15 protein-coding genes are annotated in these 15014 nt (G+C 41.5%); 6 read left to right on the forward strand and 9 right to left on the reverse strand.

Annotated elements, in window-relative coordinates; all coding sequences use genetic code 11:
* Positions 1-100: 100 nt before the first annotated feature.
* Complete coding sequence (dapF, locus tag C5745_RS02950) at positions 101-886, reverse strand: diaminopimelate epimerase (protein ID WP_105715476.1); 786 nt, start codon at positions 884-886, stop codon at positions 101-103.
* A 282-nt stretch (positions 887-1168) separates the two neighbouring features.
* Here dapF and C5745_RS02955 point away from each other — a divergent pair, with 282 nt between their 5' ends.
* The 5 genes from C5745_RS02955 to C5745_RS02975 all read left to right on the forward strand — a co-directional run bounded on the left by C5745_RS02955 (position 1169) and on the right by C5745_RS02975 (position 5138).
* Positions 1169-2707: a Do family serine endopeptidase gene (locus C5745_RS02955; RefSeq protein WP_207795699.1), complete on the forward strand. Its 1539-nt coding sequence runs from the start codon at positions 1169-1171 to the stop codon at positions 2705-2707.
* Between the two features lie 90 nt (positions 2708-2797).
* Positions 2798-3223, forward strand: a complete 426-nt coding sequence (locus tag C5745_RS02960; protein ID WP_317046830.1) for a low molecular weight protein-tyrosine-phosphatase — start codon at positions 2798-2800, stop codon at positions 3221-3223.
* 20 nt (positions 3224-3243) lie between these two features.
* Positions 3244-3594: a hypothetical protein gene (locus tag C5745_RS02965; RefSeq protein WP_105715479.1), complete on the forward strand. Its 351-nt coding sequence runs from the start codon at positions 3244-3246 to the stop codon at positions 3592-3594.
* A 9-nt stretch (positions 3595-3603) separates the two neighbouring features.
* A complete protein-coding gene (locus C5745_RS02970; RefSeq protein WP_243403233.1) occupies positions 3604-4368 on the forward strand; it encodes a peptidylprolyl isomerase in 765 nt (254 codons plus the stop codon).
* Positions 4368-5138 (forward strand): exodeoxyribonuclease III, encoded by a 771-nt coding sequence (locus C5745_RS02975; protein ID WP_105715480.1) that lies wholly within the window; start codon positions 4368-4370, stop codon positions 5136-5138. The genes C5745_RS02970 and C5745_RS02975 overlap by 1 nt, the downstream gene beginning before the upstream one ends.
* A 16-nt stretch (positions 5139-5154) precedes the next feature.
* Here the strand turns inward: C5745_RS02975 and C5745_RS02980 are convergent, their stop codons facing one another.
* From C5745_RS02980 to C5745_RS03015, 8 genes are all read right to left on the reverse strand, one after another.
* Positions 5155-7263, reverse strand: coding sequence for an ATP-binding response regulator (locus C5745_RS02980; protein WP_105715481.1), 2109 nt, complete (start codon positions 7261-7263; stop codon positions 5155-5157).
* A gap of 149 nt (positions 7264-7412) precedes the next feature.
* Entirely contained in the window at positions 7413-8411 is a 999-nt protein-coding gene (gene trhO, locus C5745_RS02985; protein ID WP_105715625.1) for an oxygen-dependent tRNA uridine(34) hydroxylase TrhO, read from the reverse strand.
* A 465-nt stretch (positions 8412-8876) separates the two neighbouring features.
* Positions 8877-9113, reverse strand: a complete 237-nt coding sequence (locus tag C5745_RS02990) for a DUF3820 family protein (RefSeq protein WP_243403234.1) — start codon at positions 9111-9113, stop codon at positions 8877-8879.
* Positions 9094-9852, reverse strand: coding sequence for a glycosyltransferase family 2 protein (locus C5745_RS02995; protein ID WP_105715482.1), 759 nt, complete (start codon positions 9850-9852; stop codon positions 9094-9096). The genes C5745_RS02990 and C5745_RS02995 overlap by 20 nt, the downstream gene beginning before the upstream one ends.
* Before the next feature lie 9 nt (positions 9853-9861).
* Positions 9862-10770, reverse strand: a complete 909-nt coding sequence (locus C5745_RS03000) for a glycosyltransferase family protein (RefSeq protein ID WP_105715483.1) — start codon at positions 10768-10770, stop codon at positions 9862-9864.
* A gap of 182 nt (positions 10771-10952) precedes the next feature.
* Positions 10953-11405 (reverse strand): hypothetical protein, encoded by a 453-nt coding sequence (locus tag C5745_RS03005; RefSeq protein ID WP_105715484.1) that lies wholly within the window; start codon positions 11403-11405, stop codon positions 10953-10955.
* A 131-nt stretch (positions 11406-11536) separates the two neighbouring features.
* Positions 11537-13306, reverse strand: coding sequence for a S8 family peptidase (locus C5745_RS03010; protein ID WP_165793001.1), 1770 nt, complete (start codon positions 13304-13306; stop codon positions 11537-11539).
* A gap of 16 nt (positions 13307-13322) precedes the next feature.
* Positions 13323-14012, reverse strand: coding sequence for a tail fiber domain-containing protein (locus C5745_RS03015; protein ID WP_105715486.1), 690 nt, complete (start codon positions 14010-14012; stop codon positions 13323-13325).
* Between the two features lie 248 nt (positions 14013-14260).
* On the opposite strand from C5745_RS03015, the gene C5745_RS03020 reads away from it, so the two are divergent.
* Positions 14261-14953: an FkbM family methyltransferase gene (locus tag C5745_RS03020; protein ID WP_105715487.1), complete on the forward strand. Its 693-nt coding sequence runs from the start codon at positions 14261-14263 to the stop codon at positions 14951-14953.
* Positions 14954-15014: the final 61 nt, after the last annotated feature.

Genomic DNA, 15014 nt, shown 5'->3' on the forward strand with positions numbered 1-15014 from the left:
TCAAATATCCGGATGCCACCTTGAATGTTAAGGGGGGATGGTGCATGGCGTAGATAAAAGCGATCAATATGGCTTCCTGGTGATGCGGACTGAAACGTACTCAGTCTTGAAATGTCCCTTCGAATACAAATTGCGCTGGTCCTTTAAGACGCACGTTTGTAAAATGTTGACCTTGCTTGTGAAAACTGATATACAATTGTCCGCCGAGCACACGGATCGGGATTTCTAAATGCCCATCTAAACCGTCATGAAGGGCAATAGCCATAGCAGCGGCAGTAGCTCCCGTGCCGCAAGCGAGCGTTTCATCTTCAACGCCACGTTCATACGTTCGGACGAAATAGCCCGCTTCTTCTCGTTCAACGAAATTCACGTTGATGCCTTCTGTTTGATAAGTGTCGTTATTACGGATAGAAGATCCGATTTGATATACATCCATGTTATGGAGGTCATTTGCCCAGGCGATGTAATGGGGAGAGCCGGTGTTTAAAACATAAGCGTCTCCATCCCGTGCCACGGAGGATACGTCGATCATCCCTAGATCCACTTGATTTTCATGAATAAGAGCGTCATGTCTGCCGTCCACTGCCAAAAAGACAGTTTTGTCGGCGATGATGCCTAAATCGCGTGCAAATGCAACAATGCATCGTCCTCCATTACCGCACATGCTAGCTTCTCCGCCGTCGGCATTGTAATATACCATTTCAAAATCAAAATTTTTGTTATCTTGAAGAAGCATTAAACCGTCTGCGCCAATTCCGAACCTTCTGTCGCATAACGATTGGATTAACTCATCATTATTACGATCCAAAAAACCGCTTCTGTTGTCAATAAGAATAAAATCGTTGCCCGCACCCTGATATTTTGAAAACTTTATTTTACTATCCATTGTTCGATTATTTGATAAGACCTGTATAATTGCTATATTCAAGGAAAATTATTAATGCATATTTCATTTTCCGCTAAAAACATTAATGCTGATGAAAATTAATATTCTTGTTACAAAGTTAAGCAGCACTGTTAAATCGTGTTAAAAATAAACACAGACGTCGTCCGTTAACATTTTTTAACTGTCAAAACTTCCCAAGCAATTCCTAATGGTATTACATTTGGACAAGCCATAAAACAAAGTAAAAGTAAATATTTTTAAAGATAATAGATAATCATAGCAATGAAGAAAATAGGAATAAGTTTATTAATAGCCGCTGTTGGAGGCGCAGTCGCTATCGGGGGATATAAGCTCTTCGAGAATAAGCAAATGGAGAGCATGACCTTCGAAGAACAACAAAAAGTTTATTTTGCAAATAACCCGGGAAATGAAATCATGTCTTCGACAGGTAATCCGGATTTCACGGAAGCTGCCGCAGCTGTATCGCCAGGTGTCGTACATATTAATGTGACGATGACTGCTCGAGGCTCCAGAGGTGGCGGTGCTTCTCCTTTCGATATGTTTGAAGAATTTTTTGGTATGCCACAACGGCGTCAAGCACAGCCTCGCCAAGCTAGGGCATCTGGGTCTGGGGTATTGATTTCTCCTGATGGATATATTGTAACCAACAACCACGTGGTAGAAGATGCAGATAAAATCGAAGTAAAATTAACCGACCAGCGGACATTTGAGGCGAAAGTTATCGGTAGAGATGCTGACTTCGACTTAGCGTTACTTAAGGTGAATGCGTCTAAGCTGCCTTTCGTTAAATTTGGTGACTCGGATAATGTACGAATTGGCGAATGGGTGCTAGCTGTGGGTTATCCATTGAGTTTGCAGTCTACCGTAACGGCTGGTATTGTAAGTGCTAAAGGTCGTCAAATTGGAATCTTAGGCGAGCAAGGGCAAGGATCGCCTTATGGGTATGGACAACCACAAGAGCCCATCGTCCGTACGGCGGTAGAGTCGTTTATCCAAACGGATGCCGTTATTAACAAGGGTAATAGTGGCGGTGCGTTGGTGAATACACGCGGCGAGCTGATTGGTATTAATGCCGCAATTGCTTCACCAACTGGTGTTTATGCGGGCTATGGGTTTGCCATCCCTGTCAACCTAGTAAAGAAAATTGTAAACGACTTTAAAGAGTTTGGTACCGTACAACGCGGATATGTTGGTGTGAACTTCCGTGAAGTTGATGAAGCCATTAGAGAAGAATTCAAAATCGACGACATCCATGGTCTCTATGTATTTGACGTCGTAAAAGATGGTGCTGCAGCTGCAGCTGGCATAAAGAAGGGTGACGTAATAACGAAAGTGGAAGACCGTGTAATCTATTCGTCTTCCGACTTACAAGAACGGGTTGCACGACTGAATCCGGGTGATAAGCTGAAGCTTACTTACAAACGGGATGGAAAAGAGCGTGATGTAACGGTCACCCTAAAGGCTCAAGATACTAAAAAATCGAGTGCTGACGAAGAAGTGAATGCAAGTGCTACCGAGATATTTAACAAATTGGGCGCAAGCTTTACGCCTGCTTCCGATGCGCAGAAGAAAAAATTCGGTGTAAACTCTGGTGTTGTCATCACCCAGATACATCGCGGTGGAATGTTTGAGTATTTTGGCGTAGAAAAAGGTCTAATCGTCACACATGTAAATGGTAAACCCGTTAATAATGTAGATGATGTGGAATCTGCGTTAGGTAGTACTAAACGAAATATTGTTCGCATTACCGGCGTTTCGGAAAGCGGAACGGTAGAATTCAACTTCCCTATCCAATACTAATTGCGATAATAGTGTAGATATAGACGTGTCATCTGCTGTAAGGTAGATGACGCGTTTTTTTAATAAATAGTTTACGACATGAAGATTTTGATGGTTTGTTTAGGTAATATTTGTCGGTCTCCGCTGGCTCACGGAATAATGAAGCATCTGGTAGAGCAAGAGGGTTTAGATTGGCAAATAGATTCCGCGGGTACCGGCGATTGGCATGTGGGACAGCAGCCAGACAAACGTTCTATCGCTGTGGCGAAGAAATATGGAGTTGATATAGCAACGCAGCGGGCTCAATGTTTCCGGTCGGACTTTTTTGAACGTTATGACCATATTTTTGTAATGGATGACAACAACTTTCGAGACGTTATGGCACTGGCAAAAAGCGAAGAAGACAAAGCGAAAGTACGTATGTTTTTGTCCCAAGATACTGTGCCGGATCCCTATTTCGATGAACATCAGTTTGAGCCAGTCTACCAGATGATCGACAAGCGCTGTCGAGAACTTATTCGTGAACTGCGTAAATAATTCCTTACCTTTGTTCAGGTATGAAAGCATCGGAAATTAATAAAAAGTGGGCTGAGTTGCAACGCGTTGTCGCAAGCGACTTCGACATGGAACTTCCCGATATCAAGGTTATGCTTTTTCTGATTGGTGTCCAAGAACTTGGAAAAGGCCCGCAGCAATTTTCCAAACGGCAAAAGGAAGAACTTATGCACATCGCTAATTGTCGCTTGTTCAGCGCTATGGGTTTCTATGAACTGAAAGGATTGGACGAAGAGGGGTGGCCACATTGGGACTTAGTGAAGCCTATTCCTAACTATACACTGTTAGAACAGGAAATGATTCTCAAATCATTAATTATAGACTATTTTCAAGATACCTACACCTTATCGTAGCACATATTTATGAAAACAAATTTGAAGAAAATAGGTCTGCTTATATGCAGCATGCTTTTGGTTACGCTAGCCTGGGCGAAGACACCTAAATATCATTATGTATCGATAAAAACCGATAAGGGGGACTGTTTATTAAGGCTTTATAACGAAACACCCAAACACCGGGACAATTTTGTCGAATTGGTTAAAGAAGGATATTATGAAGGGTTGATGTTTCATCGGGTTATTCATAATTTTATGGTGCAAGGAGGTGACCCGAATTCACGCTATGCTGCACAAAAGCAGCCGCTTGGCGACGGTGGACCCGATTATAAGATTCCGGCGGAGATTCAAGAAGACCTTATCCATAAAAAAGGAACGATCGGTGCGGCACGGGATGACAATCCTGCGAAACAGTCTTCTGCTTCTCAGTTTTATCTGGTACAAGGACGCGTATTTACACCAGCGGCGTTAGACTCCTTAGAACAGTTTAGATTGAAAGGGAAGAAACTGACTGCTCAGCAGCGCGATATATATACGACCATTGGAGGAACACCGCATTTAGATGGAAACTACACTGTGTTTGGAGAATTGTTAAGAGGCGTAAAAGTCATCGACGAGATCGCAGTAGTCGAAACAGACGAACGAGATCGCCCCTTGGCTGACGTACGGATGTCCATGAAATTGTTGACCAGAAGAGAAGCCTTAAATCTCGAGCGGGAAATGGAAGGGCTGCCTCCTAAAACGGGCTTTTTAACCAAGGTTCTAGATATTTTTTATTCGAGGTTTTATTAATGAAGATCATTACTTACAACGTAAATGGCATAAGGGCTGCACTCAAAAAAGATTGGTTGGGCTGGATGAAGGCGATGGATGCAGATGTTGTGTGCTTGCAGGAAATTAAGGCTACCCAGGATCAGGTCCCCGAAATTCTTCTACTGGAAGAGATGGGATATGAGCACTATTGGTATCCGGCACAAAAGAAGGGGTATAGCGGCACGGCTATTTTCACCAAGATTACACCAAAACATGTCGAATATGGCTGTGGACATGAAGATTATGATTTTGAAGGGCGTACTATCCGCGCCGATTTTGACGATGTTTCTGTCATGAGTGTATATTTTCCTTCGGGAACAACAGGCGATATACGACAAGATTTCAAATATCGTTTTTTGGATGATTTTCAGATATACAGTGATAAGCTTCTCCAGGAAAGACCAAACTTGGTGATTTCAGGGGATTATAACATATGTCATCGCGCTATCGATATTCACAATCCGAAATCTAATGCCAATAGCTCCGGCTTTTTACCTGCAGAACGTGAATGGATGGAGAATTTTATTGATGCTGGATACGTAGACTCTTTCCGTCACCTAAACCCGGAACCACATCACTACACTTGGTGGAGCTATCGTGCAGGGGCACGAGCAAGAAATCTCGGTTGGCGGATTGATTATAATATGGTCTCCAAGCCATTGGCGGATAGAATCGTCGCTGCGGAGATTATTCCTTCCGCTGTACATTCCGACCACTGCCCGGTGTTGCTGGAGCTTCAAAATCTCTAGGGACACCGAGACGTGATTACCCGACGATACAGGCTACCAGCTGGTGCTCATCCAACGGTTTGCTTAGAATACAGTCAAATGCATATGCTTCATTTTTCTCCACCTCGAGGTGCATGGTGTCTGCGGTGAACGCGAACACTTTGGTATGCTGTTTTTCGGCACTATTCCGGATTTCCCGGAGTACGTCCCATCCGTCTATCTCAGGCATAGAGACGTCCGTGATTACGGCATCCACGGGGCTTTGTTGTATAAACGCTAAAGCATCCGAAGCTTTCTCAAACGTATGTATGTTTGGAAAATCTTTGAAATAATGTTTTAAATAAAGAATATTAATGCGGTTGTCATCGATCAGCACCAATTGTAAATCTTTTGGGAGATCGGCTAAAGTATATGTCTTAAGTGCGGTGTTTTCTAGACGATTTTTATTAATTGGCAGTGACAACGTAAACGTAGAGCCTTTTCCAACAGCACTTTCTAGCGTGATATCACCCTGAAGCTGTTCCGATAACAATTTGGAAATGTAAAGTCCAAGACCGAATCCTTTGGTCTTACTCTTATTGTCCGTCATGTAATATTGACGGAAAATCTGCGATTGGTGCTCGGGAGCGATCCCTAGGCCTGTATCTATAACTTCGACGAAAAGTGTGACCTTGATACCTACTTTCCTCGTGTAAGCTTTTATACTTATCGTACCGTTAGGCGTATATTTTATAGCATTGCTAATCAGGTTGGAGACGATTTGTCGGATCCGGAAGGAGCTACTATAAATTTCCAGTTGAGGGTCAATGTCAATTTGCTGCGTTAAAGATAAACTCTTTTTTCGTGCTTGATAGGTATGGAGATTGACGATATCCAATAGTAACCGATACGGGGAAAAATATTCGTTTTTCACCTCCAATCCGCCTACTTCGAGCTTGCTAAGACTCAAGATATCGTTCACCGTGCTATTGATAACGGATATTTCATGTGCTGCCGAATCCAGGTATTCCGGCTGGATTGTATCCTTGTTGCCGTTCTTTCGCAAGATATCGATAATGCCCATAAGTGAATTAATAGGCGAACGTACTTCGTGACTTATATTGGCTAAAACACTCGTCTTCTCTTCGGCAACTTTTGCCGCATAGTCTTTTTCTTCCTCTAGTCGCTTTTCGTACGTGGTGGCTTTGGATTGATAATAGAGAATAAACAGCATCATGAATAACATGACAGATAAGGAGATTATAAGCTGATTTCCCAGCCGCTTGGAATTTTCTTTGTAGATATTTAGATCTCTGGCCTCCGCTTCGCGTACAGCCGCTCGCTCAAGTTCTCTAATATTATCAACACCGATTTTTAAATTGTTCAATAGAAAATAATTTGCTTGGATTAGCGCTCTTTCTTTTTGTCTCAATGCGGTGAAATTTTGTCTTAAATTGCCCAAGCTTCTGTTGTATATTGTCTCGTTCTGAACAATGAGGTTCTCGACGTTCCGTTGTAGGACATCAATTTGCTGGACATTGAACCGTTGTGTGGTATTAGCTAGTAGCGTATCGTTCTTGGCATTGAAAATACGATTGAAAAGGTTCTGCTTTTTTCGTACTACCGTATCTATTTCATTAAGTGCTGTGTCATTTAAAATTTTACTAATCGCCGAATCTGCGGATATATAGCGTGGCGTAGCTACCCGTTGGCTCTGTGAGGTCAATATCGGGAGGGAGTCCTGCGCCATGAACACCAGATCGTCAATTGTCTTTTTAAGTGTTGCAAATTCACCCGCAAGCAGGTCTCTTTTTTGAATGTCCGTGTTGCTCTGTTGTAATAAATTGTTTGTGTTAGGAAGTGTCGATAACGAATCAATATAATATTTAATGGTGTCGAGCTTAACTCGATATTCCTCGTAGGTGTGTTGGTCAAAGTCTACTGTATATTGTCGGAAAAGATTGTCGGCTTCTCCATAGACGGAGAACAGGCGATAGAATGCAGATGATTGTTGTAAGCTCAAAGCGTATGCGGCGTCTAAACGCTCCTTTACTTTCTGATAGGCTATATACTGATAAATAAAGACAATACTGAGGTATGCGAAAATGGCGATAATTGTACCTATAAGTACTTTTCGCAGTAAAAATGTTTTCTTGCTTTTTGGCACGGCTAGCTGATTTAGTTTGAAATTTAACCGTTAAATTTCTCGGAAACAATTAGTTGATGTTGCTCAAAGATAATTAAAATGGCAAACAATAAATAATATTTCGTATTTTATTTATCTATTGTTTGCCATTGAGAAACTTTAAAATGCTGTTATTCGCTATCTAAAAGAGTCGATTTTCCCTTTGGTGGAAAATACTTATGCTTTCTTTTGCTAATTTTTTCTTCGTTGACTGGTTGCGGTAGTTTCACGTAATAACCGGTACCGTCGTAAGGTCGTTTACGAGGGTGTTCCATGCAAGCTGTAGAGCAACAGCCGTCCATTTCCCAACCACACGCATCACATTGTGTGAAATGCTCGTTGCATTCCGGGTTGGCACAATTAATCATCTTAGGTGTTACTTTTCCGCAATTTCTACAGGTGGAAACGATCTTTGGGTTGATTTTGTTAACATCGACCGTAACCCGGTTGTCAAATACATAACACTGGCCTTCGAAGTCTTTACCTTTTACTTCCTTGCCGTATTTGATAATGCCGCCGTGGAGTTGGTAAACATCTTTAAACCCTTCTTTTAGCAATAGTGCAGAAGCTTTTTCACATTTGATTCCGCCAGTACAATAAGTCAGTATCTTTTTGTCTTTAAATTGCTCTAGTTCTTTGATCTTTTCCGGAAATTCGCGGAAGTTTTCTATATCTAAAGTCACGGCATTTTTGAACCGTCCCACGGCGTGCTCGTAATTGGAACGTACGTCCAAAATCACGACGTCTTCCTGGTCCTTCATTTCCATGAAATCTTTTGGCTCCAAGTGTTTGCCCGTTTCCTTGTTCGGGTCTATTACCGCAGGATTGCGTAAGCCAGAATGTACGATTTCAGGTTTGTATCGGCAGTGCATCTTGATAAAGGACGGTTCATTGACCTCATCGATCTTAAAATCCGTCTTATTGAATCGCGCATCGGCGTGTACAGCTTTCATATAGGCTTTACAAGCCTCCGGTGTTCCGGAAACGGTGCCGTTCAACCCCTCGTTGGCAACGATGATACGCCCTACAAGGCCAAGTGATTTACAGAATTCTAGATGTTCCGCAGCAAATTGTTCTGCATCTTCGATTGGACTGTAACAATAGTACAGTAATGTTTGATATTTTGCCATATTCATTGATACCGCTGCAAACGGCGTTTAATGTTTGAAAATTATTTCTGGTTGCAAAAATAAGGAAAAATGTCAGATAAAAATTGACGGAGGTCACTTTTACTGTGATAACAGATTAAAAGAAGGCTTTTTTTAAGCAACTTTTTTTAGAAAAAAGTAGCGCAAAAAAGCGTCCTTCAAATATTTGAGAGAATTGGATAGTACTAAGAATGGATTTCTACAGACCTCAAACATTTGGATGGACATTGAAGGTTAAGGAAGGGTTCATGCAATTGTATTGTTCCATCCTTAACATCAAGGTCGCCTCTTTTTTGTTGAGTATGTAAACATTTGCTATTTGCACTATCCAATAAGGCTTCAACAAAAAAACAGCGACGAGTTTTTTTGTTTCCTTTTTTTGCGGAAAAAAAAGGAAAAGCCAGTCGCGGCTCGAGCGACACAAATTTAGTATAGAGAAAAACCTTCTTATTTCTTAAGCAACGGTTTAAGCAGATACTCCAAACCATTCAACTTAATCTCATAAAGCGTTGCCAGTTGCATACCAAGTTTTCCCTTTGGAAAACCATTTCGATGAAACCAGTTTAAGTAAGGTTCAGGCAGATTGCATAATAGCCAACCTTGGTGTTTGCCAAAAGGCATTTTGGTGTTGGCAAGTTCGATCAATATTTCGGGGTTAAACAGGTTATTCTCTTGTTTTGCCATGCTTTAGTCGGTATAGGATAAGGCGAGCGGCGATAACGCCGTGATTGATAAGATTGGGGATTGTCCCATAATGCTTTTTGAAAATTGTATAGCGCTCCGTCAAGCTCTGTCGGTGGCGCTTTTGGGTCATTCCGCCAACAAGGTATTTAGCCACATGTTGGTTCACATTTTTTATTTTGTTCGCCTTTCTTGCAGCGCGAATTACCCAATCAACGTCAGCGCTGAGTTGGTATTGTAGATCATAGGGCTCAGCAATATTTCGTTTCACGTAAATTGCCTGATGACAGATATTCATGCCGTACCGAAATGATTTCCAGTCGAAACGTTGCGGTGCCGCATGACGGCGATTGCCAATAACGTTGCGCTCTTCGTCTATTAATAGCGTTTCCCCATAATAGATATCGGCATTTTCTGCCGAGGAAAAGACTTTTTCCAGTGTCATATCTTCGTAGAGTTCGTCTCCGGAATTGAGAAACAGGACATAGTCACCCGTGGCAATAGCTAATCCCTTATTCATTGCATCGTAAATGCCGTTGTCTTTTTCCGAAATCAGCATGGACACTTCTTCGCTGTATTGATTTATTACATCGAGTGTACCGTCGGTAGAAAGCCCGTCTACAATAATATATTCTAATTCAGCATAAGTCTGTTTCATGACCGATCGAATAGTGTATTCAATGCCCTGAACATCGTTGTATACGACTGTTATAATAGAAACTTTGGGTAAAAGCTTGTTCATACTCCGTATTTATTTTCGTCCGAACTTTTTAATTAAGAACCGGATTAAGCGTTCGATGATATTTCCCTTTCGATGTGCGTAAAAATATTTAATAGCTTCATAGGCTTTTTCGCTCTCTACGATTTCGTTAGGGAAGTACTTTACTTTTTGGGTTGCTAGTTCCACGTGATATACATCGTCGAGATCTGAGTGGGTACCAGAACCATCCGTCCCGATATTCTGTATCATAGATTGTCGCGGGTATAGTACCAAACCATCCTGATTGAAGACGGAAAGATACCATCGAATAGCCCAGGAATTGATCTTTCCGGCTTTAAATTCCTTTACCTGTTTCCAGAAATTCTCTCTCCCGTCTACACTGAAACGTCTGATATCCTTCCGCTTGAAATGTTCTGTCAGGGCATTGATGTCTGGGTTGAAGTGATTCCATGCTCTTTTCCAGGTAGCCCATCCCCAACTATTTGCAACCCGGAAAAAGAACGATTTTGGCAAGCGTTTCGGATGTTCCACCGGGTACATATAACCGCTGATTTCCATGACGCGTTCCTCATGCTCATAGCGATGGAGGGCGTCATTGAAATAAGTTAGTGCATAGGGAGAGGTCTCCAAGTCATCTTCTAACACAATGGCTTTATCATATTCGTTGATAATTTTAGTGACGCCATCGATCACGTTTTCGGCAAGCCCCCAGTTCTTCTGGCGCTCGATAATCGTAATATGCTTAAAATCCCAGGGTTCGCGGATAATGGCGCGTACTTGATTGACGTTTTCAACGGCATCTGCGTTTTTTGCGGCATCAGAAATAATGTACAACAGCGAGTCTTTGGCTAATAGGTTCTTCTCCAACGCCGTGAGCGCCCGTCTGGTATGCTTAGGACGATTGTATACGAATAATATGATAGGAGCCAGTGTTTGCATGCATTACAAAAGAACAAAGAATGATTCAAAAACCGTGCTAATATTTATTTGTATAGCGAAAATTACACTCGGGGGAAGGTGTTTTTTGAGGAAAGAGGTACGGGTAAATTACCGGTGACTTTTGTGGATGGTCAAAAGCATGCAGTTTTTCCTTCGGCTTGATTGTCGTTGAAAGACCAAATCTAGTTTTCCCGCTCAAATACCACATCGTGGTATCCCACACTTACATCGCCAGGATAATTACCGTCGACTTGCGTGAGATCTTTTTGGAGGTTTTTAACGCGCAGCAAATCTCCTTCAAAATAGATCTGATGGTTGAAATCTGCCTTTTGCCCGGAAGGATGGTAGGAGCGACGTATGCGAAGAATTGTTTCATTTTCAACCATCAACTGATACGGTGCGGTATAGTGGAGGTTTTCATGTTCTGTTCCTATGCCGATGTAATATCGTAGCAAATTGTCTTTTTGAAAAACAACTTTAAAATAGTCTTCAGCAGGTTCGACACTAATCCACTCCCCTTGCAAACGTTCGCTTAACTCCGAAACCTTTTCATTCTCTAGGTATTCTTGTTCCTTGCTGCAGGAAAACAAAGCAAGCAGACTGAGCAGGAAGTAGGGAAATAGTAGCTTTTTCATGATAATAAGTTGTTTGTCAGTTTGATGATACAAATTTATAATTTCTCTGTAACAGGTTAAAATAAAGTAGGTTATCTGTTATAAAAGGCAATCTTTTTGGGATTGCCTTTTATAATGACAGCGTGCTGTGCTTATTGAACAGTGAGTGAACTTCCCGCCACTACACTAAAGTCGGAAGCCAACAATACGTATCCATTTGCGTTTACGGTCAGTGATGCATTATTTGTCACATTGGAATTGGTAAATTCAAAGTTACAGCCGTTGAGGGCCGTATTGCTGGTATAGTTCGTTCCATTGATAACCGTGGGTGGGGTAGACGGTGTACAAGTACCACCACCTCCCGCAGCCACAAGAGCTGCGTGTGCGTTTATCAAGCCATATCCCATTTGATTGTTCCATGTGCCATTTGGACGTCCCGCGGTTGCGGTATAACTATAGCCACCGACTTTTTGTGCGGTGCTTTCGATAAAGTTATTAACTTGTAATCGTGTTAAAGTTGGTTGGATGGACAAAATAAGCCCTGCTAAACCGGAAGTAAAAGGCGCCGCCATGGAAGTTCCACTTTTGTAAGTCGTGGTGTTGCTAAATGTGGTTGATAGAATATTAGAGCCAGGAGCAACGACATCGAGTGCAGCACCATATCCGGAAGAGGAGGATCGACTGCCACTTGATGTGATAGAACCCACAGTTAGTGAGTTTGGAGAATAAGTAGCGGGATAATCCATGACGGGAGCATAATTGCCCGATGCAAAAACTACAATGGTACCTAGCCCTCCTCTACCACTATTTTGCGCACTATTAATAGCACTTTCGAGTACAGCACTTTGCAGATTACCATAAAAGGCACCTCCTTGGTCCCCCCAAGAGTTGTTGATAACATCCGCCCCGTTTTGCCATGCCCAATTCAGTCCCGATGCGAGTTGCGCAGAGATATTGGGTATTACAGCGAGCGAGTGGCTTACAGCCATTAATTCTACGGATGGTGCTATTCCCGAAATAAGGAAGGCATTCTGATTTGCGCCGATTATTCCTGCAACATGTGTTCCGTGGTCGCTGGGATAGACAACAGCGGGTGAAGTACCTGACTGGGCATCAAAAGATGTCGAGGATAAATTCGTTGCAAATTCCGTGAGAGTAGGGTCTATACCAGTGTCTAAGACTGCTACTGTTGTCGATAACGATCCCTTTGTTATTCCCCAGGCGGTACAAGCCTTTACATCTATTCCGTTACTGTTCTGTAGTCCCCATTGCTGCGGAAATTGAGGGTCGTTGGTACAGGTCTGCGTACCGTTCCCGAAAAAGCGTTTATCTTTCATTTTGTTAAGAAAAGGTGCGAAATCAAACATAAAATCTGGTGAAATTTCCTTTATTTTTTCTGTTTCAAAGAGCTGATTAGCTATCGCTAAACTGGATTTGGAGCCTTTCGACTCGAAAGTATGCCATCCATTAGTATAAGGAATTGCTCCAACATAGTCCGCCCCATTCTTTTTAGCTAATTCGATCACTTGGTTTAACTGGCTTTCTAAAGTTACCTCTATATGGAAAAATTGGGATATAGCCACGTAGGAAGTGTCATTGACACCTACCACCGGACCAATGTAGGAGATGTTAGGTAATGTAGTGAGTTGCTGTATATTTTTTATATTTTCTTTGACAATATCGACAATTACCCAATATCGTTCTTTCTCTTGTGTCGTATATACACCTCGTTCATGAATTTGTGCCCCCATATCTAAAAGAGTCTTCATGTGCTGTATACTATCCTCAAGCGCGATATAACGAAGGGTCGGGTGGAGTTTGATTGCTTTCTTCTCTCCGTGGTAATAATAAAAATCATCCTGCGCGTAGCTGAATGTCAGCATACCCGCCAGAAAGAAGACCGCTACATATAACGTTTTCATAACATACCTCCTTTTCTTATTCTTGCGCATGAACAGCAAGGTGTATCAATCGCTTTTCGTCCCGTGCCGCTTCTCCTGCCAGCCTGTTTTCTGCGTTATTTGTATCGGTATTAGGTGCTGACGCAGAAAGTTTTTGTTTTAGTTGATCAATTTGTACTTGTTGTTCTTTAATCGCTTCTACTAGATAAGGGATTATCGCTTGGTAATCTATTGCCTTGTTACCGACACTGTCGTCCGTATGTACGAGATGCGGTAACACTTTTTCCAAGTCTTGTGCAATAAAACCCGCATGCTTTATGCCGTTTACTTCGTCTCTAAAGTTAAACTCTACGCCTTTAAGCTGTTTTACCGTGGTTAATGCACTCCCATTGTCTCCGATTGATGCAACATTAGTCTTGAACTTGGCATCTGATGTCGTAAGAACTGCTTTAACTTGAATATCAATGTAACCGCTATTAGCTGTATTATAAAATACAATTTTACCGCCTGTGGTAGTTTGAATACGAGGATCGGAAGATGCGATATTGAACCATAGCGGGCGATTGGTAAAGTTCATAGCCATCGTCCCTAAATAGGTTTCAAAAGTGTGAGCTGGCGGATTGGGTCCTTCACCGATAAGTACTCGTTTGTTCGGGAAAACTTTTAACTGTGCATATGCGGCTACTGTTCCAAACAATAGTACGCACAAGAGTGTGAAATTTTTCATAATATAACTATTTATAATAAAAATAAACTTGTCGTGTAAGAATACGTACAAAAGGGACACAGCAAAAAAAGAAAAAAGTGCTTTTAGATCAAAAATTTAGTGCTTATTATCGACTAATATAGGAAAAATAAATAAAGAAACAAATTCAAACAAAAACGTGATGAGGCACAAACTGTGACTCGTTGTGCGCATCTTTTTTGGAATTGGAAAAAATAATACTAACTTGTTGATCAATTTATTTTACGTTTATGCCTTCTTTTAAAAAGACGCTCCTAAAATATGTGCCTCTTGATAATTTTTTAAGTTATCGATCCTATTCGCAGGAAGGGGAGGATGTTGTACTACTAAGTTTTTACGAAGGAAAGAAAAAATATAGAGGTTTTTATGTAGATGTTGGTGCACATCATCCGTATCGGTTCTCCAATACAATGGCTTTTTACAAAAGGGGATGGAAAGGTATTAACATAGAGCCAAATCCCGACGCGATGAAATGGTTTAGGTGGTTTCGAAAACGAGATGTTAATCTCAATGTCGGTATCGCGGAAAATAACGGAACGTTAACATACTATTGTTTTAACGAGCCGGCTCTGAATGGTTTCTCAAAAAGGATATCAGAAGAACGTGATCACAGTACGAGATATTCTATTACAAACACAATAGCTGTTCCGGTTAGAAGATTAGACGCTGTTCTAGATGAACATCTTAAAGAAAATACTGAAATTGATTTTTTATCAATTGACGCAGAAGGATTTGATTTGGCTGTATTGCAATCTAATAACTGGGTTAAATATCGACCCCGTTACATACTAGTTGAAGATAACTTTGAAATCGGTGTAGTTCCAACAACACCCATCATAGAGTTCCTCAAACAAAAAGGTTATCGCATGGTAGCAAAGACGAAAAGGACATTGTTTTTTGGTCAAGCTGAAATATTGCCATGACAGATTTTCAGGATTTTGAGAAGAAAGAAAAATCTATAGTGGTAATCGATATAGGATACTA

The organism is Sphingobacterium haloxyli (assembly GCF_002980525.1).
Lineage (GTDB): Bacteria > Bacteroidota > Bacteroidia > Sphingobacteriales > Sphingobacteriaceae > Sphingobacterium > Sphingobacterium haloxyli.

What these genes read in the sequence shown, in the direction of transcription:
- C5745_RS02965 (WP_105715479.1), top strand. Translation starts at nt 3,244, where the DNA reads ATGAAAGCATCGGAAATTAATAAAAAGTGGGCTGAGTTGCAACGCGTT.
- C5745_RS02960 (WP_317046830.1), top strand. Translation starts at nt 2,798, where the DNA reads ATGGTTTGTTTAGGTAATATTTGTCGGTCTCCGCTGGCTCACGGAATA.
- dapF (WP_105715476.1), bottom strand. Translation starts at nt 886, where the DNA reads ATGGATAGTAAAATAAAGTTTTCAAAATATCAGGGTGCGGGCAACGAT.
- C5745_RS02975 (WP_105715480.1), top strand. Translation starts at nt 4,368, where the DNA reads ATGAAGATCATTACTTACAACGTAAATGGCATAAGGGCTGCACTCAAA.
- C5745_RS03010 (WP_165793001.1), bottom strand. Translation starts at nt 13,306, where the DNA reads ATGAAAACGTTATATGTAGCGGTCTTCTTTCTGGCGGGTATGCTGACA.
- C5745_RS02955 (WP_207795699.1), top strand. Translation starts at nt 1,169, where the DNA reads ATGAAGAAAATAGGAATAAGTTTATTAATAGCCGCTGTTGGAGGCGCA.
- trhO (WP_105715625.1), bottom strand. Translation starts at nt 8,411, where the DNA reads ATGGCAAAATATCAAACATTACTGTACTATTGTTACAGTCCAATCGAA.
- C5745_RS03005 (WP_105715484.1), bottom strand. Translation starts at nt 11,405, where the DNA reads ATGAAAAAGCTACTATTTCCCTACTTCCTGCTCAGTCTGCTTGCTTTG.
- C5745_RS02970 (WP_243403233.1), top strand. Translation starts at nt 3,604, where the DNA reads ATGAAAACAAATTTGAAGAAAATAGGTCTGCTTATATGCAGCATGCTT.
- C5745_RS02995 (WP_105715482.1), bottom strand. Translation starts at nt 9,852, where the DNA reads ATGAACAAGCTTTTACCCAAAGTTTCTATTATAACAGTCGTATACAAC.
- C5745_RS03015 (WP_105715486.1), bottom strand. Translation starts at nt 14,012, where the DNA reads ATGAAAAATTTCACACTCTTGTGCGTACTATTGTTTGGAACAGTAGCC.
- C5745_RS03000 (WP_105715483.1), bottom strand. Translation starts at nt 10,770, where the DNA reads ATGCAAACACTGGCTCCTATCATATTATTCGTATACAATCGTCCTAAG.
- C5745_RS03020 (WP_105715487.1), top strand. Translation starts at nt 14,261, where the DNA reads ATGCCTTCTTTTAAAAAGACGCTCCTAAAATATGTGCCTCTTGATAAT.
- C5745_RS02990 (WP_243403234.1), bottom strand. Translation starts at nt 9,113, where the DNA reads ATGGCAAAACAAGAGAATAACCTGTTTAACCCCGAAATATTGATCGAA.